The organism is Kribbella orskensis (assembly GCF_004342085.1).
GTDB classification, from domain to species: domain Bacteria; phylum Actinomycetota; class Actinomycetes; order Propionibacteriales; family Kribbellaceae; genus Kribbella; species Kribbella orskensis.
Map to the genome: position 1 here is coordinate 372,884 of NZ_SLWM01000006.1, position 20,834 is coordinate 393,717.

General features: G+C 68.5%; 20 protein-coding genes. 17 read left to right on the forward strand and 3 right to left on the reverse strand.

The window, feature by feature from the left end:
* The first annotated feature begins 3 nt into the window (after window positions 1–3).
* From EV644_RS19635 to EV644_RS19700, 14 genes are read left to right on the forward strand one after another with little or no spacing between them, the layout of a single operon-like run.
* Entirely contained in the window at window positions 4–558 is a 555-nt protein-coding gene (locus tag EV644_RS19635) for a NuoB/complex I 20 kDa subunit family protein (RefSeq protein WP_132189734.1), read from the forward strand.
* Window positions 555–1,262 carry an NADH-quinone oxidoreductase subunit C gene (locus EV644_RS19640; protein ID WP_132189735.1) on the forward strand — a complete coding sequence of 236 codons (708 nt, stop codon included), beginning with the start codon at window positions 555–557 and terminating at the stop codon, window positions 1,260–1,262. Before EV644_RS19635 ends, EV644_RS19640 begins: the two co-directional genes overlap by 4 nt.
* Entirely contained in the window at window positions 1,262–2,617 is a 1,356-nt protein-coding gene (locus tag EV644_RS19645) for an NADH-quinone oxidoreductase subunit D (protein ID WP_132189736.1), read from the forward strand. Before EV644_RS19640 ends, EV644_RS19645 begins: the two co-directional genes overlap by 1 nt.
* On the forward strand, window positions 2,618–3,424 hold the full coding sequence (nuoE, locus tag EV644_RS19650) for an NADH-quinone oxidoreductase subunit NuoE (protein WP_132189737.1): 807 nt from the start codon (window positions 2,618–2,620) through the stop codon (window positions 3,422–3,424). It begins immediately after the preceding gene.
* Complete coding sequence (gene nuoF, locus EV644_RS19655) at window positions 3,421–4,731, forward strand: NADH-quinone oxidoreductase subunit NuoF (RefSeq protein WP_199239916.1); 1,311 nt, start codon at window positions 3,421–3,423, stop codon at window positions 4,729–4,731. The genes nuoE and nuoF overlap by 4 nt, the downstream gene beginning before the upstream one ends.
* Window positions 4,728–7,157, forward strand: a complete 2,430-nt coding sequence (locus tag EV644_RS19660; RefSeq protein WP_132189739.1) for an NADH-quinone oxidoreductase subunit G — start codon at window positions 4,728–4,730, stop codon at window positions 7,155–7,157. Before nuoF ends, EV644_RS19660 begins: the two co-directional genes overlap by 4 nt.
* Window positions 7,154–8,482 (forward strand): NADH-quinone oxidoreductase subunit NuoH, encoded by a 1,329-nt coding sequence (nuoH, locus tag EV644_RS19665; protein ID WP_132189740.1) that lies wholly within the window; start codon window positions 7,154–7,156, stop codon window positions 8,480–8,482. The genes EV644_RS19660 and nuoH overlap by 4 nt, the downstream gene beginning before the upstream one ends.
* Window positions 8,475–9,038 carry an NADH-quinone oxidoreductase subunit NuoI gene (gene nuoI, locus EV644_RS19670; RefSeq protein WP_132189741.1) on the forward strand — a complete coding sequence of 188 codons (564 nt, stop codon included), beginning with the start codon at window positions 8,475–8,477 and terminating at the stop codon, window positions 9,036–9,038. The genes nuoH and nuoI overlap by 8 nt, the downstream gene beginning before the upstream one ends.
* Window positions 9,035–9,880, forward strand: coding sequence for an NADH-quinone oxidoreductase subunit J (locus tag EV644_RS19675; protein ID WP_132189742.1), 846 nt, complete (start codon window positions 9,035–9,037; stop codon window positions 9,878–9,880). The genes nuoI and EV644_RS19675 overlap by 4 nt, the downstream gene beginning before the upstream one ends.
* Window positions 9,877–10,176, forward strand: coding sequence for an NADH-quinone oxidoreductase subunit NuoK (gene nuoK / locus EV644_RS19680; RefSeq protein WP_020391937.1), 300 nt, complete (start codon window positions 9,877–9,879; stop codon window positions 10,174–10,176). The genes EV644_RS19675 and nuoK overlap by 4 nt, the downstream gene beginning before the upstream one ends.
* A 12-nt stretch (window positions 10,177–10,188) precedes the next feature.
* Complete coding sequence (nuoL, locus tag EV644_RS19685) at window positions 10,189–12,060, forward strand: NADH-quinone oxidoreductase subunit L (protein ID WP_132189743.1); 1,872 nt, start codon at window positions 10,189–10,191, stop codon at window positions 12,058–12,060.
* Window positions 12,057–13,580 (forward strand): NADH-quinone oxidoreductase subunit M, encoded by a 1,524-nt coding sequence (locus EV644_RS19690; protein WP_132189744.1) that lies wholly within the window; start codon window positions 12,057–12,059, stop codon window positions 13,578–13,580. Before nuoL ends, EV644_RS19690 begins: the two co-directional genes overlap by 4 nt.
* A gap of 11 nt (window positions 13,581–13,591) precedes the next feature.
* Window positions 13,592–15,190 carry an NADH-quinone oxidoreductase subunit NuoN gene (gene nuoN / locus EV644_RS19695; protein WP_132189864.1) on the forward strand — a complete coding sequence of 533 codons (1,599 nt, stop codon included), beginning with the start codon at window positions 13,592–13,594 and terminating at the stop codon, window positions 15,188–15,190.
* A complete protein-coding gene (locus EV644_RS19700; protein WP_132189745.1) occupies window positions 15,187–16,209 on the forward strand; it encodes a polyprenyl synthetase family protein in 1,023 nt (340 codons plus the stop codon). The genes nuoN and EV644_RS19700 overlap by 4 nt, the downstream gene beginning before the upstream one ends.
* On the opposite strand, the gene EV644_RS19705 is transcribed toward EV644_RS19700, so the two are convergent.
* Complete coding sequence (locus EV644_RS19705) at window positions 16,193–16,846, reverse strand: AAA family ATPase (protein ID WP_241998383.1); 654 nt, start codon at window positions 16,844–16,846, stop codon at window positions 16,193–16,195. The two genes, EV644_RS19700 and EV644_RS19705, sit on opposite strands and share 17 nt — an antisense overlap.
* 150 nt (window positions 16,847–16,996) lie before the next feature.
* Here EV644_RS19705 and EV644_RS19710 point away from each other — a divergent pair, with 150 nt between their 5' ends.
* Complete coding sequence (locus tag EV644_RS19710; RefSeq protein WP_132189746.1) at window positions 16,997–17,395, forward strand: SRPBCC family protein; 399 nt, start codon at window positions 16,997–16,999, stop codon at window positions 17,393–17,395.
* A gap of 138 nt (window positions 17,396–17,533) precedes the next feature.
* On the opposite strand, the gene EV644_RS19715 is transcribed toward EV644_RS19710, so the two are convergent.
* Window positions 17,534–18,016, reverse strand: a complete 483-nt coding sequence (locus EV644_RS19715) for an RrF2 family transcriptional regulator (RefSeq protein ID WP_132189747.1) — start codon at window positions 18,014–18,016, stop codon at window positions 17,534–17,536.
* 153 nt (window positions 18,017–18,169) lie between these two features.
* A complete protein-coding gene (gene rarD, locus EV644_RS19720) occupies window positions 18,170–19,081 on the reverse strand; it encodes an EamA family transporter RarD (RefSeq protein ID WP_132189748.1) in 912 nt (303 codons plus the stop codon).
* Window positions 19,082–19,222: 141 nt separating this feature from the next.
* Here rarD and EV644_RS19725 point away from each other — a divergent pair, with 141 nt between their 5' ends.
* Both EV644_RS19725 and EV644_RS19730 read left to right on the forward strand, forming a co-directional pair.
* Window positions 19,223–19,957 (forward strand): sugar phosphate isomerase/epimerase family protein, encoded by a 735-nt coding sequence (locus EV644_RS19725; RefSeq protein ID WP_241998385.1) that lies wholly within the window; start codon window positions 19,223–19,225, stop codon window positions 19,955–19,957.
* A gap of 104 nt (window positions 19,958–20,061) precedes the next feature.
* The gene (locus tag EV644_RS19730; RefSeq protein ID WP_241998387.1) at window positions 20,062–20,832 is read left to right on the forward strand and encodes a M15 family metallopeptidase; all 771 of its coding nucleotides are present in this window, start codon (window positions 20,062–20,064) and stop codon (window positions 20,830–20,832) included.
* The last annotated feature ends 2 nt before the right edge of the window (window positions 20,833–20,834 follow it).

Below are 20,834 nucleotides of genomic sequence, written 5' to 3' on the forward strand. Positions count from 1 at the left end.
CAAATGGGTGTTGAGGAACAGCTTCCGGCCGGCGTCCTGCTGACCACCGTCGAGGGCCTGTCGGGCTACATGCGCAAGGCGTCGTTGTGGCCGGCAACCTTCGGCCTGGCCTGCTGCGCCATCGAGATGATGACCACCGGCGCGCCCCGGTACGACGCGGCGCGGTTCGGCATGGAGGTCTTCCGGGCGTCGCCGCGGCAGGCCGACCTGATGATCGTGGCCGGCCGGGTGAGCCAGAAGATGGCCCCGGTGCTGCGCCAGATCTACGACCAGATGCCGAACCCGAAGTGGGTGCTGGCGATGGGTGTCTGCGCGTCGTCCGGCGGCATGTTCAACAACTACGCGATCGTGCAGGGCGTGGACCACGTCGTACCGGTCGACATGTACCTGCCCGGCTGCCCGCCGCGGCCGGAGATGCTGCTGGACGCGTTCCTCAAGCTGCACGCCGACATCCAGAACGGCAAGCTCGGCGCGAACAAGAAGGCACTGCAGGCCGAGGAAGAGGCCGCGGCCCTCACCGCGTCCCCGACGCTCGAGATGAAGGGGCTGCTTCGGTGAGTGATATCCAACCGGAGAACCTGCCGGCGACCACGCCCGGTGGCGACGCTCAGACGCCGGCGGCCGAGGTCGTCGACCAGCGCGAGGGCATGTTCGGCGTCCGCGGTACCGGTGACACGTCCGGCTTCGGTGGCCTGCGCCGCCAGGTCGCGCTGCCCGGCGGATCGGCCAAGCCGTACGGCTCCTGGTACGACGCCGCCACCGAGAGGCTGGAGGGCCTGGTCGGCGACGGCGCGATCGAGAAGGTCGTGGTCGCCTACGGCGAGCTGACCCTGCACGTCCAGCGCGACCGGCTGGTCGAGGTCGCCCAGCACCTGCGCGACGACGAGGCACTGCGGTTCGAGTTCTGCTCCGGCGTCAGCGGCGTGCACTACCCGAACGAGACCGACCGCGAACTGCACGCGGTCTACCACCTGCTCTCGATCACCCACAACCGGCGGATCCGGGTCGAGGTGTCCTGCCCGGACTCCGATCCGCACATCCCGTCCATCGTCTCGGTCTACCCGGCCAACGACTGGCACGAGCGCGAGACCTGGGATTTCTTCGGCATCATCTTCGACGGACACCCGGCGCTGACCCGGATCCAGATGCCCGACGACTGGCCGGGTCACCCGCAACGCAAGGACTACCCGCTCGGCGGCATCGACGTCGAGTACAAGGGCGCCGTCATCCCGCCGCCCGACACGCGGAGGTCGTACAACTGATGACCACTACAGATCCCTACGCCACTGCGGATCCCTACGCACAGGGCCGCGACACCACCGAGGGCAAGGTCTTCACCGTCACCGGTCAGGACTGGGACTCGGTCGTGTCCGGGCTGGGCGAGGAGCCCGAAGAGCGCATCGTCGTCAACATGGGCCCGCAGCACCCGTCCACCCACGGCGTGCTCCGGCTCATCCTCGAGATCGAGGGCGAGACGGTGACCGAGGCCCGCTGCGGCATCGGCTACCTGCACACCGGTATCGAGAAGAACATGGAGTTCCGCAACTGGACGCAGGGCGTCACGTTCTGCACCCGGATGGACTACCTTTCGCCGTTCTACAACGAGACCGCGTACTGCCTCGCGGTCGAGCGGCTGCTCGGCATCGAGGACCAGATCCCGGAGAAGGCCAACGTGATGCGGGTGCTCCTGATGGAGCTGAACCGGATCTCCAGCCACCTGGTCGCGATCGCCACCGGTGGGATGGAGATCGGCGCGCTGACCGTGATGACGATCGGCTTCCGTGAGCGGGAGATGACGCTCGACGTGTTCGAGCTGATCACCGGACTGCGGATGAACCACGCGTTCATCCGGCCGGGCGGTGTCGCCCAGGACCTGCCGCCGGGGGCGCTGGACAAGATCCGGGACTACATCACCTGGATGAACAAGCACCTGCCCGAGTACGCCGAGTTGTGCAACGCGAACCCGATCTTCAAGGGCCGGCTGCAGAACGTGGGCTACCTGGACCTGACCGGGTGCATGGCGCTCGGCATCTCCGGCCCGCCGCTGCGCGCCACCGGCTACGGCCTCGACCTGCGCAAGACCCAGCCGTACTGCGGGTACGAGACGTACGACTTCGACGTACCGACCTGGGACACCGCCGACTCGTACGGCCGCTTCCGGGTCCGCCTGCAGGAGATGTGGGAATCGCTGAAGATCGTCGAGCAGTGCGCCGACCGCCTCGCCAAGATGGAGGGCGAGCCGGTGATGGTGGCGGACAAGAAGATCGGCTGGCCGGCCCAGCTGGCCGTCGGCAACGACGGGATGGGCAACTCCCTCGACCACATCAAGCACATCATGGGCGAGTCGATGGAAGCGCTGATCCATCACTTCAAGCTGGTCACCGAGGGCTTCCGGGTGCCGGCCGGGCAGGCCTACGTGGCGGTCGAGTCGCCGCGCGGCGAGCTGGGCTGCCATCTGGTCTCCGACGGCGGCACCAAGCCGTACCGGGCGCACTTCCGCGACCCGTCGTTCGCAAACCTGCAGGCGATGCCGATCCTGTGCGAGGGCGCACAGGTCGCCGACGTGATCGTCGCCGTCGCCAGCCTTGACCCGGTGATGGGTGGAGTGGACCGATAGATGTCTGACACAACCGTTCCCTACAGCACAGGCGAGACGAAGCTCGGCGACACCACGCTCGCCGAGATGCGCGAGCTGGCCGCGCGGTACCCGGTCGGCCGGTCCGCCCTGCTGCCGATGCTGCACCTGGTGCAGTCGGTCGAGGGCCGGATCACCCCCGAGGGCATCGAGGCCTGTGCCGACGTGCTCGGCCTGACCGGCGCCGAGGTGTCGGCGGTCGCGACCTTCTACACGATGTACAAGCGCCGCCCGGTCGGCGACTACCACGTCGGGGTGTGCACCAACACGCTCTGCGCGGTGATGGGCGGCGACCTGATCTTCGAGCGGCTCAAGCAGCACCTCGACGTCGGCAACGACGAGACCACCGAGGACGGCAAGATCACCCTCGAGCACCTCGAGTGCAACGCCGCCTGCGACTACGCGCCGGTGATGATGGTGAACTGGGAGTTCTTCGACGACATGACCCCGGAGTCCGCCACCCAGCTGGTGGACGACCTGCGCGAGGGGACCGAGGTGAAGTCGCCGCGCGGTGCCACCGTCTGCACCTGGCGCGAGGCCGAGCGGGTGCTCGCCGGGTTCCCCGACGGCCGCGCCGACGAGGGTCCGACCGGTGGCAAGGCCACCCTGGCCGGCCTGCGGCTGGCCCGGGAGCGCAACTGGACCGCGCCGCAGGGCAACCACTCCGGCCGTGCGCCCGAGCCGGAGCAGACGGTCTCCCCGGACGCGGCCTCCGGTCCGCGCCCTGAGAACCAGCCCGGCAAGGAATCCCAGACGGTCCACACCGACGACGCGCGGAAGGAGGACTGATCGCCGTGCTGACTCCGGTGCTGTCCGACAACTGGGACCAGATCCGTTCCTGGCAGCTGGCGAGCTACCAGCGCTCCGGCGGCTACGAGGCGCTGAAGACCGCGCTGCGGATGCAGCCGGCCGACGTGGTCACCGCGGTGAAGGACTCGGGCCTGCGCGGCCGTGGCGGTGCGGGCTTCCCGACCGGCATGAAGTGGTCCTTCATCCCGCAGGACAACCCCAAGCCGAAGTACCTGGTGGTGAACGCGGACGAGTCCGAGCCGGGCACCTGCAAGGACATCCCGCTGATGCTCGCCTCGCCGCACACCCTGGTCGAGGGCGTGATCATCTCGGCGTACGCGATCCGCGCGAACACGGCGTTCATCTACGTCCGCGGTGAGGTGCTGCACGTGGTCCGCCGGCTGCAGCAGGCGGTCGCCGAGGCCAGGGCGGCCGGCTTCATCGGCGTCGACATCCTCGGCAGCGGCTACGACCTCGACGTGGTCGTGCACGCCGGCGCCGGCGCCTACATCTGCGGCGAGGAGACGGCGCTGCTCGACTCGCTGGAAGGTCGTCGTGGTCAACCTCGGCTGCGTCCTCCGTTCCCCGCGGTGGCCGGCCTGTACGGCTGCCCCACTGTCATCAACAACGTCGAGTCGATCGCGTCAGTTCCCTCGATCATCGCCAACGGCCCGGACTGGTTCGCCTCGATGGGCACCGAGAAGTCCAAGGGCCCGACGATCTACTCGCTGTCCGGGCACGTCACCCGGCCGGGCCAGTACGAGGCGCCGATGGGGATCACCCTGCGGGAGCTGCTCGACCTGGCCGGTGGGGTCCGCGAGGGCCACACGCTGAAGTTCTGGACGCCGGGCGGATCGTCCACCCCGCTGCTGACCGAGGAGCACCTGGACGTCCCGCTGGACTACGAGGGCGTCGCGGGCGCGGGCTCGCTGCTCGGCACCAAGGCGCTGCAGATCTTCGACGACACCACCTGTGTGGTCCGGGCGACGCTGCGCTGGACCGAGTTCTACAAGCACGAGTCGTGCGGCAAGTGCACGCCGTGCCGCGAGGGCACCTGGTGGCTGGTGCAGATCCTGGAGCGGCTGGAGGCCGGCAACGGCTCCGAGGCCGACCTGGAGACGCTGCTGGACCTGTGCGACAACATCACCGGCCGTTCCTTCTGCGCCCTCGCCGACGGCGCGACCGCGCCGATCACCAGCTCGCTCCAGCACTTCAAGGACGAGTACCTGGCGCACTTCACCCACGGCGGATGCCCGTTCGACCCGATGGCGGCTGCCGTCTTCGCGACCGCTGGAGCTAACGCATGACCATCCAAGCGAACCCGCCGGCCGGCTCCCAGGTGGAGCGCACCGACCTGGTGACGGTCACGATCGACGACATCGAGGTGAAGGTTCCGAAGAACACGCTGGCGATCCGTGCCGCCGAGCAGATCGGCGTGCAGATCCCGCGGTTCTGCGACCACCCGCTGCTCGACCCGGTCGCCGCCTGCCGGCAGTGCCTGATCGAGGTGGTCGACGCCGGCAACGGCCGGGGGATGCCGAAGCCGCAGACCTCCTGCTCGCTGACCGTTGCCGACGGCATGGTGCTGCGGACCCAGATCAGCTCGCCGGTGGCCGACAAGGCGCAGCAGGGCCAGATGGAGTTCCTGCTGATCAACCACCCGCTGGACTGCCCGGTCTGCGACAAGGGCGGCGAGTGCCCGCTGCAGAACCAGGCGATGACGAACGGCCGGGGCGAGAGCCGCTTCCACGAGGTGAAGCGGACCTACCCCAAGCCGATCAACATCTCCGCGCAGGTGCTGCTGGACCGCGAGCGCTGTGTGCTCTGCGCCCGCTGCACCCGGTTCTCCCAGCAGATCGCCGGTGACCCGTTCATCGAGCTGCTCGAGCGGGGTGCCCTGCAGCAGGTCGGCATCTACGAGAAGGAGCCGTTCGAGAGCTACTTCTCCGGCAACACGATCCAGATCTGCCCGGTCGGCGCGCTCACCAGCGCGGCGTACCGGTTCCGGTCCCGGCCGTTCGACCTCGTCTCGGTGCCGTCGGTGGCCGAGCACGACGCGTCCGGCTCGGCGATCCGGGTCGACTTCCGGCGCGGCAAGGTGATGCGCCGGCTGGCCGGCGACGACCCCGAGGTCAACGAGGAGTGGATCTCCGACCGCGACCGGTTCGCCTTCAACTACGCGACCACCGGTGACCGGCTGACCCACCCGCTGATCCGCGAGGACGGCGAGCTGCGGCCCGCGTCCTGGCCGGAGGCGCTGGACTTCGCGGCGAAGAAGCTCACCGCCGCCCGGGGCAACGCCGCCGTCCTGACCGGTGGCCGGCTGACGCTCGAGGACGCCTACGCGTACTCGAAGTTCGCCCGGGTCGCCCTCGGCACCAACGACATCGACTTCCGGTCCCGGCCGCACTCGGTGGAGGAAGCCGACTTCCTCGCCGCCGCGGTCGCCGGCACCGGGATCGGTACGACGTTCGGGGACCTCGAGCGCGCGGGATCCGTGCTGCTGGTCGGGTTCGAGCCCGAGGAGGAGTCGCCGACGGTCTTCCTGCGGCTCCGCAAGGGTGTTCGCAAGATCGGCACCAAGGTCTTCACCGTGGCGCCGTTCGCGTCGCGCGGAGTACAGAAGCTCTCGGGTGTCGTCGTCCAGACCTCGCCGGGCACGGAGGCCGCGGTACTGGGTGATCTCCGGAGCATGGGCGAGGCCGGAGCCGCGGCGCAGGACGCGCTCGGCGCCGACGCGATCATCATCGTGGGCGAGCGGCTCGCGGCCGTGCCGGGCGCGCTGTCCGCGGCCCTGCGGCTGGCGCTGGACACGGGCGCGCAACTGGCCTGGATCCCGCGCCGTGCGGGCGATCGTGGCGCGCTCGAGGCCGGCTGTCTGCCGGCCCTGCTGCCGGGCGGCCGCCTGGTGTCGGACGCTGCCGCGCGGGTCGACCTGCAGGCGGCCTGGGGCGTCGAGCACCTGCCGGGCACCATCGGCCGCGACACCGGCGAGATCATCGAGGCGGCCGGATCGCTGCAGGCGCTGGTCGTCGCCGGGGTCGAGATCGACGACCTGCCGGACCCGGCGGCGGCCCTGGCCGCGCTGGAGGCCGCGCCGTTCGTGGTCAGCTTCGAGGTGCGCAGCTCGCAGGTGACCGAGCACGCCGACGTCGTCTTCCCGGTGGTTCCGCCGGCGGAGAAGGACGGCACCTTCGTCAACTGGGAGGGTCGCGAGCGGCCGTTCCCGGTGGTGCTCGAGGTGCCCGCCGCGATGCCGGATGTCCGGGCCCTCGCCGCGCTGGCGCAGGAGATGGACACCCCGCTGGGGTTCGGCACCCCGGCCGGTGCGAAGAAGGAGTTCGACGAGCTCGGCCGCTGGGACGGCGACCGGGCCAGCGAGCCGACGTACCAGGCCGGTCCGGCGCTGGGCGCCTTCGACTCGACCCGGCTGGCGACCTGGCGGATGCTGATCGACGACAGCCGCGGCAACGACGGGGAGCCGCACCTGGTCGCGACCGCCCGCCGCCCGGTGGCGCGGATCTCGCTGACGACCGCGCACCGGATCGGTGTGCACGACGGTGACGAGCTCGTGGTGAGCACGGACGCCGGCTCGATCCGGCTGCCGGTGCTGATCACGCAGATGACCGACAACGTGGTCTGGCTGCCGACCAACTCGGCCGACTCGCACGTCAGAAGGTCGCTGCACGCCGACCATGGCTCGATCGTGACGATCGCCGGAGGGAACGCATGAGCCCCATCTCCCTGGTGGCCCGGCCACTCGCCGTGCCGGACGCCGGAGTCGGCAACGATCCCTGGTGGGTCGTTGTCCTCAAGGTCCTGATCATCTTCGTCTTCCTGATCGTGCTGACGCTGTTCAACATCTGGTGGGAGCGCCGGGTCGTGGCCCGGATGCAGCACCGGATCGGACCGAATGTGCACGGCCCGTTCGGTCTGCTCCAGTCGCTCGCCGACGGTATGAAGCTGATGTTCAAGGAAGACCTGATGCCGAAGGGCGTGGACCGGTTCGTCTACGTCGCGGCGCCGGTGATCGTGTCGATCCCGGCCTTCCTGACCTTCGCGGTGATCCCGTTCGGGCCGACGGTGAAGATCCCCTTCACCGACACCTACACCCGGCTGCAGCTGACCGACCTGCCGGTCTCGGTGCTGTATGTGATGGCGATCGCCTCGATCGGCATCTACGGCATCGTGCTGGGCGGCTGGTCGTCGAACTCGACCTACTCGCTGCTCGGTGGTCTGCGCTCGAGCGCCCAGATGATCTCCTACGAGGTCGGCATGGGCCTGGCGCTGGTGACGGTCTTCCTGTTCGCCGGCTCGATGTCCACCTGGGACATCGTCCAGGCGCAGGGCTCGCACCAGTCGATCGGCCTGTTCGGCGCGGACATCCCGATCCCCGGCTGGTACGCGTTCCTGCTCTTCCCGTCCTTCGTGATCTACGTGGTCTCGATGATCGGCGAGACGAACCGGGCGCCGTTCGACCTGCCGGAGGCCGAGGGCGAGCTGGTGGCCGGCTTCCTGACCGAGTACTCGTCGATGAAGTACGCGATGTTCTTCCTGGCCGAGTACATCAACATGGCGACGGTGTCGGCGCTGGCGACCACCCTGTTCCTGGGCGGCTACCGGGCGCCCTGGCCGATCTCGATCTGGGACGGCGCGAACTCCGGCTTCTGGCCGGTGCTGTGGTTCGTCGGCAAGATGATGTGCTTCATCTTCTTCTACATCTGGCTGCGCGGGACGCTGCCGCGACTGCGCTACGACCAGTTCATGAAGCTGGGCTGGAAGATCCTGATCCCGGTCTCGCTGGGCTGGATCGTGCTGGTCGCCACCGTGCGCGCCGTCGGCCGCGAGGTCGACTTCCAGCGCAACTGGCTGCTGGTGGCCGCGGGCATCGTCGCGCTGATCGCGGTGATCACGATGTTCCTGCCGCAGAAGAAGACCGAGGACAAGTCCGGACTGCCTGAGGAGGACGCCGACTTCGACGCCTTCGCCGGCGGGTTCCCGGTTCCACCACCGCTCGTCAAGACTCCGAGCCGAAGCGAGGAAGCCGACCGTGGCTAGTGTCAAAGAATCCCTCTGGGATCCGGTAGCCGGGTTCGGGGTCACCTTCCGGACGATGTTCCGGAAGGTGTTCACCGAGCAGTATCCGTTCGACAAGAAGCCGACCGCGCCGCGGTTCCACGGCAGGCACCAGCTGAACCGCTGGCCCGACGGCCTGGAGAAGTGCATCGGCTGCGAGCTGTGCGCCTGGGCCTGCCCGGCGGATGCGATCTACGTCGAGGGCGCCGACAACACTGTAGATTCAGCAGGCGGCTCTGCTAGATATTCGCCGGGTGAGCGCTACGGCAGCGTCTACCAGATCAACTACCTGCGCTGCATCCTCTGCGGACTCTGCATCGAGGCGTGCCCGACCCGGGCGCTCACGATGACGAACGAGTACGAACTGGCCGACCGTAGCCGCGAGTCCCTCATCTACGAGAAGAAGGACCTGCTGGCCCCGCTGCTTCCCGGCATGCAGGAGCCGCCGCACGAGATGCTGCTCGGCACCACCGACAAGGACTACTACCGCGGCCTGACCGGCGCGGCCGTGCCCGCCGAGGGAGGTGCCGAGCAGTGATCGGTCTCGTCACCGGCGGCCAGTTCGCCTTCTGGATGCTGGCGCCGATCATGGTGCTGGCCGCGATCGCGATGATCCTGGTCCGCAAGGCGGTGCACTCGGCGTTGCTGCTGGCAACGGTGATGGTCTGCCTGGCCGTGCAGTACGCGGCCCTGGACGCGCCGTTCCTGTTCGCGGTGCAGATCATCGTCTATACCGGCGCCATCCTGATGCTCTTCCTGTTCGTGCTGATGCTGGTCGGCGTCGACGCCTCCGACTCGCTGGTCGAGACGATCCGTGGTCAGCGGCTGCTGGCCGGCCTCGCCTTCCTCGGCTTCGGCATCCTGCTGGTCTCCGCGGTCGGCGACGCCGTGTACGGCGACCCGGTGGGCCTCGCGCAGGCGCAGCCGGACGGCAACCCGAAGGGAATCGCCCAGCTGCTGTTCGGCAAGTACGTGTTCGCCTTCGAGGTGACCTCGGCGCTGCTGATCACCGCGGCGCTGGGCGCGATGATGCTGGCGCACCGCGAGCGGCTCAAGCCGAAGCGGACCCAGCGCGACGCGGCCGAGGACCGGATCCGCAAGTACGCCGAGACCGGCGTGCACCCGGGCCCGCTGCCGACCCCCGGCGTACTGGCCCGGCACAACGCCGTCGACACGCCGGCGCTGCTGCCCGACGGGTCGATCGCACCGACCTCGGTTTCGCGCGTACTGCAGGCACGTGGCACGGTGTTCCCCGAGACCGAGGAGCGCGACGAGATCGAGACCGTCCGCCGGATCGCCGAAGGCGACGCCGGCGACGTGGTCCCGCCGGAGCACACCGGCACGGACCTGACCGGATTCGGTGAAGGAGAGAAGCTGTGACCACCGAGCCGTACATTGTCTTGTCGGCGATGTTGTTCAGCATCGGGGCGCTCGGCGTGCTGGTGCGCCGCAACGCGATCGTCGTCTTCATGTGTGTCGAGCTGATGCTGAACGCGACCAACCTCGCGTTCGTCAGCTTCGCCCGCCAGCACGGCAACCTCGACGGCCAGATCGCCGCCTTCTTCGTGATGGTGGTGGCGGCGGCCGAGGTCGTGATCGGCCTGGCGATCATCATGGCCATCTTCCGCACCCGTCGCTCGGCCTCGGTCGACGACGCCAACCTGCTCAAGTACTGAGGTCGATCACCGATGAGTCATGAGCTGACGTGGCTGCTGGTCGCGATCCCGGCCGTGTCCGCGGCGATCCTGTTGCTCGGTGGCAAGGCCACCGACGCCTGGGGTCACCTGCTGGGCACCGCCGCGCCGCTGGCCTCGTTCGTCTGCGGAGTCCTGCTGTTCTTCCAGATGCAGGCCAAGCCCGGCGAGGAGCGGGCCGAAACGGTCAAGCTGTTCGAGTGGTTCTCGGTCGGCGGCATCAAGGTGGATGTGACCCTGCTGGTCGACCAGCTGTCCATCCTCTTCGTGCTGCTGATCACCGGTGTGGGTTCGCTGATCCACATCTACTCGATCGGCTACATGGCCGGCGACCCCCGCCGGCGCCGCTTCTTCGCCTACCTGAACCTGTTCATCGCCTCCATGCTGCTGCTGGTGCTGGCGGCGGACTACCTGGTGGTCTTCGTCGGCTGGGAAGGCGTCGGTCTGGCGTCGTACCTGCTGATCGGCTACTACCAGGCCAAGCCGTCGGCCGCGACCGCCGCGAAGAAGGCGTTCGTGGTGAACCGGGTCGGTGACATGGGCCTCTCGCTCGCAGTGATGAGCATGTGGGCGTTGTTCGGCTCCTCCGCGTTCACCACGGTGAACGCGGGCGCCGAGCAACTGTCCTCCACCTGGGCGACGCTGCTGGGCCTGATGCTGCTGCTCGCGGCCTGCGGCAAGTCCGCGCAGGTGCCGCTGCAGTCGTGGCTGCTCGACGCGATGGAAGGCCCGACCCCGGTGTCGGCGCTGATCCACGCGGCGACCATGGTCACCGCCGGCGTCTACCTGGTGACGCGGTCGAGCGCGATCTACGAGCAGACCGACGCGGCCTCCACCGCGGTGGTGATCGTCGGTACGGCGACAGTCCTGGTCGGCGCGATCATCGGTTGTGCCAAGGACGACATCAAGAAGGTGCTGGCCGGTTCGACGATGAGCCAGATCGGCTACATGATGCTCGCCGCCGGTCTCGGCCCGGTGGGTTACGTCTTCGCGATCTTCCACCTGCTCATGCACGGCTTCTTCAAGGCCGACATGTTCCTCGGGGCCGGCTCGGTGATGCACGGCATGAACGACGACGTGGACATGCGGCGCTACGGCGGGCTGGCGAAGTACATGAGGGTCACGTTCGTGACGTTCGCCTTCGGCTACCTGGCGATCCTCGGCATCCCGCCGTTCTCCGGGTTCTTCAGCAAGGACAAGATCATCGAGGTCGCCTTCGCGGAGAACACGGTGGTCGGTCTGTGCGCGCTGCTCGGCGCCGGCATCACCGCGTTCTACATGACCCGGCTGATGATGATGACCTTCTTCGGCGAGAAGCGCTGGAAGGAGGACGTGCACCCGCACGAGTCGCCGAAGGTGATGACCGGTCCGCTGATCATCCTGGCGATCCTCTCGCTGGTCGGCGGCGCGCTCTACTTCGTCGGCCACTGGATCGTCGACTGGCTGGAGCCGGTCACCGGTTTCGAGGAAGCCCACCCGCCGCTCAGCGAGCTGGCGATGACGCTGATCATCCTCGCGGTGGTCGTCGCCGGCGCCGCCATCGGAGTCGTGCTGTACCGCCGCGACATCCCGAGCGAGGCGCCGGTCCAGGTCTCGCCGGTCACCACCTTCGCCCGTCGTGACCTCTACGGCGACGCGCTGAACGAGGCGGTCCTGATGCGCCCGGGCCAGTACCTCACCCGGACGCTGGTCTGGCTCGACAACCGCGGGGTGGACGGCCTGGTCAACGGGCTGGCCGCGCTCTTCGGTGGGCTGTCCGGCCGGTTGCGCCGGTTCCAGACGGGCTTCGTCCGTTCGTACGCACTCAGCATGGTCTTCGGCGCCGCACTCGTGGTCGTCGCCCTCCTCGCGGTGAGGTTGTCGTGAACATCGGTTGGTTGACCCTGACAATGCTCCTGCCGCTGGTGGGTGTCCTGGCGACGATGGTGGTGCCGAAGGCCAAGGCGCTGCTGTCCAAGCAGATCGCGCTGGGCTTCTCGCTGCTCACGCTGGTGCTGACCCTCGTGATCGCCGTCGGCTACCAGCAGAACGGGCCGGCGGACTACGAGGAGACGCACACCTGGATCGCGGCCTTCGGCGCGCACTACGCGGTCGGGCTCGACGGCGTCGGCATCGTGCTGATCGTGCTCACCGCGCTGCTCACCCCGGTCGTGCTGGCTGCCTCCTGGAACGACGCCAAGAGCGGTCGCTGGAGCGAGAAGTCCTTCTTCGCCTGGATCCTGGGCCTGGAGGCGCTGTCGATCGGCGTGTTCGCCGCCACCGACGTGTTCCTCTTCTACGTGCTCTTCGAGGCCACGCTGATCCCGATGTACTTCCTGATCGGTGGCTTCGGCGGCGCCCAGCGCTCGTACGCCGCGGTGAAGTTCCTGCTCTACTCGCTGCTCGGCGGTCTGCTGATGCTGGCCTCCGTGGTCGGCCTGTACGTCGTGTCCGCCAAGGCCGGCGACCCGTCGTACCTGCTCAGCGACATGATGAAGCTCGACATGAGCCAGAACACCGAGCGCTGGCTGTTCCTCGGCTTCTTCTTCGCCTTCGCGGTGAAGGCGCCGATGGTGCCGTTCCACACCTGGCTGCCGGACGCCGCCGCCGAGGCGACGCCGGGTACGTCGGTGCTGCTGGTCGGCATCCTGGACAAGATCGGCACCTTCGGGATGATCCGGTTCTGCCTGGGCCTGTTCCCGAACGCGTCCGAGTGGGCCACCCCGGTGGTGCTCGTGCTCGCGCTGATCAGCGTCCTGTACGGCGCGCTGGTGGCGATCGGGCAGACCGACATCAAGCGGCTGATCGCGTACACCTCGATCTCGCACTTCGGCTTCATCGTGATGGGCATCTTCGCGCTCACCTCGCAGGGCCTGACCGGGTCGACGTTGTACATGTTCAACCACGGTCTCTCCACGGCGGCGCTGTTCCTGATCGCCGGCTACCTGATCTCGCGGCGCGGGTCGGCCCGGATCGCGGACTACGGCGGTGTCGAGAAGGTGGCTCCGGTGCTGGCCGGCACCTTCCTGTTCGCCGGCCTGTCCAGCCTCTCGCTGCCCGGATTGTCGCCGTTCATCTCCGAGTTCATGGTGCTCGCCGGGACCTTCAGCAGGCACAAGGTGATCGCGGTGATCGCCGTGCTCGGTATCGTGCTGGCCGCGCTCTACATCCTGATCATGTACCAGCGCCTGATGACCGGGCCGGTGCGTGAAGGGATCGACAAGATCAAGGACCTGAACTTCCGCGAGGTGTTCGCGATCGCACCGCTGGTGCTGCTGATCGTCGGCATCGGCCTCTACCCGAAGCCGGTGGTCGACATCATCAAGCCGGCGGTCGAGTCGACGATGCAGCGCGTGGGTGTCACCGACCCGGCCCCGCAGGTTCCCGTGACGGAGGGACAGAAGTGAGTGCAGTGCTGATGCCGCTGGCGGCGGAGATCTCCAGGCCGCTCGCGGACTTCGTGGCACCGAAGATCGAGTACAACGAGCTCGCTCCGCTGCTTGTCATCTTCGGCGCGGCGTGTGTCGGCGTTCTCGCGGAGGCGTTCGTACCGCGGTCGTGGCGGCACCTGGTGCAGCTGGCGATCTCCATCCTCGCCCTGCTCGTCGCCGGCGTGCTGACGGTGATCCTGGTGGCCGACAACAAGGAGCTGATCGCGGCCCAGGGCGCGATCTCGGTGGACGGCCCGGCGCTGTTCACCTGGATGCTCCTGCTGGCGCTGACCCTGATCAGCGTGCTGCTGTTCGCCGAGCGCTCGGTCGACGGTGGCCTGTCCGCGTTCGCGGGCCAGGCGGCCGCGGTACCGGGGAGTGAGGCGGAGCGGGAAGCCACCGCCGCCAAGGTCGAGCACACCGAGGTCTTCCCGCTGACCTTGTTCGCGGTCGGCGGTATGATGCTCTTCGCCTCGGCGAACGACCTGCTGACGCTGTTCGTCGCGCTCGAGGTCTTCTCGCTGCCGCTCTACCTGCTCTGCGGGCTGGCCCGCCGTCGCCGGCTGATCTCGCAGGAAGCCGCGATGAAGTACTTCCTGCTCGGCGCGTTCGCCTCGGCGTTCCTGCTCTACGGCATCGCGCTGCTCTACGGCTACTCCGGCACCATGTCGCTCGGCGGCATCTCCGACGCGCTGGCCACCCAGACCGGCGGCGACGCGATCCTGCTGGCCGGTACCGGCCTGATCGGGGTCGGCCTGCTGTTCAAGGTCGGCGCCGTGCCGTTCCACTCGTGGACGCCGGACGTCTACCAGGGTGCGCCGACGCCGATCACCGGGTTCATGGCGGCCTGCACCAAGATCGCCGCGTTCATCGGGCTGATGCGGGTCTTCTACGTCGCGCTCGGCGGCACTCGCTGGGACTGGGCGCCGATGATGTGGGTGGTCGCCATCCTGACCATGGTGGTCGGCTCGGTCGTCGCGATCACCCAGACCGACGTGAAGCGGATGCTGGCCTACTCGTCGATCGCGCACGCAGGCTTCCTGCTGACCGCTTTCGTGGGGCTCGCGCAGGCCGGGAACGGCGTGCTCAACGGGATCACCTCGACCCAGGCGGTGCTGTTCTACCTGGTCACCTACGGTTTCCCGACCATCGGCGCCTTCGCCGTCGTCACGCTGGTGCGGGACGCGGGCGGCGAGGCGACCCACCTGTCCCGGTGGGCCGGGCTGGGCAAGAAGTCGCCACTGCTGGCCGGCATCTTCGCCTTCTTCCTGCTCTCCTTCGCCGGCATCCCGCTGACCGCGGGCTTCACCGGCAAGTGGGCCGTGTTCACCGCGGCGTGGAGCGGTGGCGCCTGGCCGCTGGTGGTGGTCGCCGTACTGTGCAGCGTGGTCGCCGCGTTCTTCTACGTCCGCGTGATCGTGCTGATGTTCTTCTCCGACCTGCCGGCCGACAGCCCGGACGTGGCCCTGCCCGGGTGGCAGACCACCGCGGCGGTCGCCCTGGGTCTCGCCGCCACGGTGGTGCTCGGTCTGGTTCCCGGACCGGTGCTCGACCTGGCGGCCCGAGCGGGTGAGTTCATCCGTTGAGCCAGTCACCGCTGCCGGCCGAGAGCCTGGGATTCGAGTTCGCCGACGCGGCGCTCGAGTCCCGGGTTCGTACTGGGCTGGAGGCGGTCGAGCGGGCGCTCCGCGACGCCGCCCGTTCCGAAGCTCCCTTCGTCACTGAGGCCGCCCAGCACGTGATGGTTGCCGGCGGCAAGCGGTTCCGGCCGTTGCTGGTGCTGCTCGCCGCTGAGCTCGGTTCCGAGCCGGGCGCGGCCGAGGTGGTCGACTCCGCCGTGGTGGTCGAGCTGACCCACCTGGCGACCCTGTACCACGACGACGTGATGGACGAGGCCGCGCTGCGTCGCGGCGCCGACAGCGCCAACGCGCGCTGGGACAACTCGGTGGCGATCCTGACCGGCGACTGGCTGTTCGCCCGGGCCTCCGACCTGGTTTCCGACCTCGGCCCCGAGGCGGTCAAGATCCAGGCCCGCACCTTCGGCCGGCTGGTCGAGGGCCAGATCCGGGAGACGCTCGGTGTCTCGCCGGGCCAGGACCCGCTCGCGCACTACCTGTCGGTGGTCGCGGACAAGACCGGCTCGCTGATCGCGACGTCCGCGCTCTTCGGCGCTCGCTTCGCCGGTGCCTCCGCCGAGATCCAGGAGACGCTGCGGGCCTTCGGCGAGGAGATCGGCCAGGCCTTCCAGTTGGCCGACGACATCCTCGACGTGACCTCGGAGTCCGGCCAGTCCGGCAAGACGCCTGGGACGGATCTGCGCGAAGGCGTGCCGACCCTGCCGGTGCTGATCTTCCGGGCCCAGGCGGATCCTGCCAAGGCCGAGGACGCCCGGCTGCTCGAACTGCTCGACTCCGACCTGAGCGACGACGCCCGGCTGGCCGAGACCCTCGGGCTGCTGCGGTCGCACTCGTCGCTCCAGCAGGCCGAGGACGACGTACGCCGTCGCGCGGACGACGCCCGCAAGCTGCTCGAGGATCTTCCCGAGGGCCTGGGCCGCAGCGCGCTCGAATCCCTGTGCGACCTGGTGGTCACGCGCTCGGTCTGATCCCCGTCCGCTCCTTCGCGCTAGTGGTCGGCTCGCGGGTGAAGGTGATCTTGCGGAGCAGGTCGGCCTGGCGCCGGTCCAGGATCACCGCGGAGGCCGCGCCGGGGACCACCTGCCCAGGGTCATCGGCTGCCAGGTCGAGCAAGTCAGGCCAGCGCCGACTGTGGGTCGCCATGCTCCGTGGTCGCACCACCCGCGCACGCGCCTGCTGGCCGAGTCGTGCCACGTCAGCCGGTACGTCGAGCATGAGCAGGTGGACCGCCAGTCCCGAGCGCCGGGCCCATCGCCCGATCAGCTGCCTCGCCCAGGGTCGCGTCGCGCAGTCGTGAACCACCAACGGGCCGCCGCCGCGGATGGCCCGCAGTACGCGCGCGTAGTACGTGAGGTGCATCAGCGGGCGCCAGACGGAGTACGGGACGGGACCGAGCACCGGTTTCCAGCGGTCCCTGATGCGTTCGGAGTCGAGTACCCGTACTGCGGCGGACTCGGGGAACAGCCGGCGGAGCAACGTGGTCTTGCCGGCTCCCGGGATCCCGGCCAGCACGACGACGGAGTTCGCCGGGTACCGCAACTCGGTGATGCCCGGATCCTGGCGGGCGTCCGGCGAGATGAGCAGAGCTGTCAAAGGAACCTCCATCGGCTTTCCCTCGACAACGGGAGAGGCGGCTGCCGGCGTTCCGCGATCGGCGCCGGGGACGCTAAGAAGTCGATGAGAATCCGCTGAGTCCGCCGAGGATGTCCGATCTGTTCAAGACGGCCGGAGCGGTGGCCGGATAGCGTCGCGGTCATGGCTACAGAAACCCGGCACCTCAGTACCTTCGTCGACCGGCCCACGCAGGAGGTCTACGACTTCGCCTCCGACCCGGCCAACCTGCCGGCGTGGGCCGCGGGGCTGAGCAGCAAGGTGGAACAGGTCGACGGCCAGTGGTTCGCGGACTCACCCATGGGCCGGATCGAGCTGTCATTCGCACCCAGGAATGAGTACGGCGTACTGGACCATACGGTCACGCTGGCGTCAGGCGAGGCGACGGCCAACCCGATGAGGGTGGTTCCCGACGGGGCCGGCTGCGAAGTCGTCTTCACCCTCCGGCGCCGTCCGGGAATGACCGATGACGACTACGCTGCCGACGCCGACGCCGTACAGGCAGACCTCAACACCCTCAAACACCTGCTGGAAAAGGCCTAACGCCCGATCCAGACCGGGCTCTCGACAGAGTGGTTGTCGCAGAGGTCACTGGTCGCGGCGAGCTCGGCCGGGTCCGTCTCGCAGGATGTTTGATGTCCAGAATCAAGCCCTGAAGGGAGCCGGGTGTGGACCGGTGCCTCAGGATTTCAGGTTGGCGAACCAGTTGCGGGTGTCGTCGGCGGTGGCGGGGTAGGAGGTCTCGACCTGGCGCACGAGGTCGGCGATGGTCTTGCCGGCCAGTTCGCGGCGATAGGTGAGCTCGGCCTTGCGCATCGACTGGGAGATCACGCAGATCTTGCGGTAGTCGGCCTTCGGGTCGGCGCCCGGTCCGGACTTCAGGATCTGCGTGCAGCGGAAGGCGTCCTCGGGTCCGTCGATCGCGGTCACGACGTCGAGCACGCTGATCTTGTCCGGCCGGCGGGCCAGCTGGAAACCCCCCTTGGGGCCGGAGGTCGAGGTGAGGATGCCTGCTCTGGTCAGCGCCTGGAGTTGTTTGTTCAGGTACGCGGTGGGCAGGTTGTAGAACGCGGCGAGGCGCTTGGCGGTGACGGCCTCGCCCGGGATGAAGCACAGGTTCACACAACTGTGCAGCGCCCACTCCACGCCCTCGTTCATCTTCATAACCTAGATACTAAATGTCCAGAATGAAGTCGTCAAGCGCCGCTGAACCGTCACGCGTCTGCGTCGGGCCCTTGAAGTGGTGAAACAGTGTTTTGGGCTCTGAAACACTGTTTCACTCCCACGGAGGAGGCGCGTGCGCGGCCCGTCGTACGGTCAGGCTGCGGAGGCGGCGACCTCTAGGGCTGCCAGGGTGCGGCGGCGGTGGGTCACACCGTGCCAGGTGAGGATCGCCAGGGCCAGCCAGACCAGCCCGAAGCCGGCCCAGCGCATCGGCGACATCAGTTCGTGGAAGACCAGCACGCCCACGGTGAACTGCATGATCGGCGCGATGTAGTTCAGCAGGCCCAGGGTGGTCATCGAGATCCGGGTCGCGGCGGCCCCGAACAACAGCAGCGGTACTGCGGTGATCGGTCCGGTCAGCAGCACGAGCACCAGGTAGCCGAGGCCCTCGTGGGTCACGGTGGACTGGCCCTGGACGCCCAGCGCCAGGATCGCGATCAGCGCGAGCGGGGCCACCGTGGCCGACTCGACCGCCATTCCCTCGATCGCCCCGGCGCCGGCCTTCTTCTTCGCCAGCCCGTAGAGCCCGAACGAGAAGGTCAGGATGATCGCGACCCACGGCGGCCGGCCGTTCTCAACGGTCAGGCCGACCACGGCGATGAACGCGATCGCCAGCGCGATCCACTGCGCCACCCGGAGCCGCTCCTTCAGCACGATCACGCCGAGCAGCACGGTGAACAGCGGAGTGATGAAGTACCCGAGCGAGGTCTCGACCACCCGGCCGTGGTTGACGCCCCAGATGTAGGTGCCCCAGTTCACCGAGATCAGCAGCGCCCCGGCGACCAGCGGCCAGCGCCGGTGGGGATCCGCGAGGAGGGCCCGCACCTGGCCGAAGCGTCGCCGTACCAGCACCAGCGCGACGATCGTGATCAGTGACCAGAGGATCCGGTGGGCGAGCAGTTCGACCGCGCCGGAGGAGTCGAGGAGTTTCCAGTAGAGCGGGAAGAGGCCCCAGAGCAGATAGGCGGAGAAGCCGTAGATGAACCCTCTCCGCTGTTCTGGCACGCTCGCGAGTCTAGACCTGACGTCAGTTGCGTCAAAGTCCTTTGCTCATGACGTGAGATGCGCTTTTCCGATGAGGTTGGATAGAGGTGTGCAACGCGATTCTGGGAGGCGCACGTGGGCGTGAGGACCGGACTGGTCTCGGTGACGTTTCGTCAGCTGGCCGTCGAAGAGGTCGTCGAGGTGGCCGCGCAGTCGGGCCTGGCCGCGATCGAGTGGGGCGGGGACATCCATGTGCCGCTTGGTGATCTGCCGGCCGCCCGCAAGGCCCGCGCGCTCTGCGAGGACCACGGCCTCGCCGTCGCCGCCTACGGTTCCTACCTGCGGGCCGGCAGCGTCGACCGCGAAGAGATCCGTACTGCGGTCAACACCGCCGCCGAGCTCGGCGCACCGCGGATCCGCGTCTGGGCCGGCACCGTCGGGACCGCCGAGGCGGGAGTCGGCGATCGGATGGCGGTGACCCGCGGGCTGGCCGAGCTCTCGGACGTGGCGGCCGGTTCCGGGATCGAGATCGCCATGGAGTTCCACCGGGGCACGCTGACCGACGAGGTGGACTCCACCATCACCCTGCTGCTGGATGTCGGCGCGCCCAACCTCACGACGTACTGGCAGCCGCCGGTGGATCTCAACGACGCCGAGTGCCTGGCCCAGCTGGAGGCGCTGATGCCGTGGCTCAGCACCGTGCACGTCTTCTCCTGGTGGCCTTCCCACACCAGGCTGCCGCTGTCCGGCCGCGAGTCCCTGTGGCGTCCGGTGCTCGACCGCATCGCCAAGGAGCCTCGCGAGATCAACGCGTTGCTGGAATTCGTTGCCGACGACTCGGTGACCCAGCTGGCCACCGACGCGGCCAAGCTCCACAGCTGGGTGCCGACTGCCTGACCTCGGTCGAGAATTTTCTGCTGAGGTCTGGTCAAGCGGTAGAAAGTGACGCGATTCTGGCGGGTGACCGCGTTTCGCCCCGATCGCGTCCCGGAGGTTGAACCATGTCCTTCCTCAAGTCCCTCTTCAGCAAACCCCTTCCCCGCGTCCTGGCCGTGCTGTCGCTGTTCGCGGCGATGCTCGGCGCCACCGTGGTGACCTCGGTGGTCACCGCGACCGAGGCACACGCCGACGGCTGCTACACCTGGAGCCGCACGCTCAGCCAGGGAGCCAGTGGCGAGGACGTCCGCCAGTTGCAGATCCGCGTCGCCGGCTACCCGGCGTACGGCGGGCACATCGCCGCCGACGGCGCCTTCGGCCCGGCGACCAAGGCGGCGGTGCAGCGGTTCCAGTCGGCGTACGGTCTGGGCGCGGACGGCATCGCCGGACCCGCGACCTTCAGCAAGATCTACTCCCTACAGGACGACGACTGCACGCCCATCCACTTCGCCTACACCGAGCTCGACGACGGCTGCGGCGGTAGCGGCTGGGACGGCGGTCCGCTGTCCGCGGCCGCGACCAAGGCCAACGCGCTGCAGACCATGTGGCAGCTCGAGGCGATGCGGCACGCGCTCGGCGACCAGCCACTGAACATCACCAGCGGATTCCGCAGCATTCCCTGCAACAACGCGGTCGGCGGCGCCAGCAACAGCCAGCACCTGTACGGCCGATCGGCCGACCTGGTCGGCTCCCCTTCTCTGTGCACCTTGGCGAAGCAAGCCCGCTACCACGGCTTCGGCGGCATCTTCGGTCCCGGCTACCCCGGCCACAACGACCACACCCACGTCGACATCCGCACCAGCAACGCCTGGTCGGCCCCCACCTGCGGCATCTGACG

Bases quoted from the DNA above. Each gene is read 5' to 3' on its own strand.
- EV644_RS19635 (WP_132189734.1), top strand. From the start codon at position 4: ATGGGTGTTGAGGAACAGCTTCCGGCCGGCGTCCTGCTGACCACCGTC.
- EV644_RS19645 (WP_132189736.1), top strand. From the start codon at position 1,262: ATGACCACTACAGATCCCTACGCCACTGCGGATCCCTACGCACAGGGC.
- nuoE (WP_132189737.1), top strand. From the start codon at position 2,618: ATGTCTGACACAACCGTTCCCTACAGCACAGGCGAGACGAAGCTCGGC.
- EV644_RS19660 (WP_132189739.1), top strand. From the start codon at position 4,728: ATGACCATCCAAGCGAACCCGCCGGCCGGCTCCCAGGTGGAGCGCACC.
- nuoH (WP_132189740.1), top strand. From the start codon at position 7,154: ATGAGCCCCATCTCCCTGGTGGCCCGGCCACTCGCCGTGCCGGACGCC.
- nuoL (WP_132189743.1), top strand. From the start codon at position 10,189: ATGAGTCATGAGCTGACGTGGCTGCTGGTCGCGATCCCGGCCGTGTCC.
- nuoN (WP_132189864.1), top strand. From the start codon at position 13,592: ATGCCGCTGGCGGCGGAGATCTCCAGGCCGCTCGCGGACTTCGTGGCA.
- EV644_RS19705 (WP_241998383.1), bottom strand. From the start codon at position 16,846: ATGGAGGTTCCTTTGACAGCTCTGCTCATCTCGCCGGACGCCCGCCAG.
- EV644_RS19710 (WP_132189746.1), top strand. From the start codon at position 16,997: ATGGCTACAGAAACCCGGCACCTCAGTACCTTCGTCGACCGGCCCACG.
- EV644_RS19715 (WP_132189747.1), bottom strand. From the start codon at position 18,016: ATGAAGATGAACGAGGGCGTGGAGTGGGCGCTGCACAGTTGTGTGAAC.
- EV644_RS19730 (WP_241998387.1), top strand. From the start codon at position 20,062: ATGTCCTTCCTCAAGTCCCTCTTCAGCAAACCCCTTCCCCGCGTCCTG.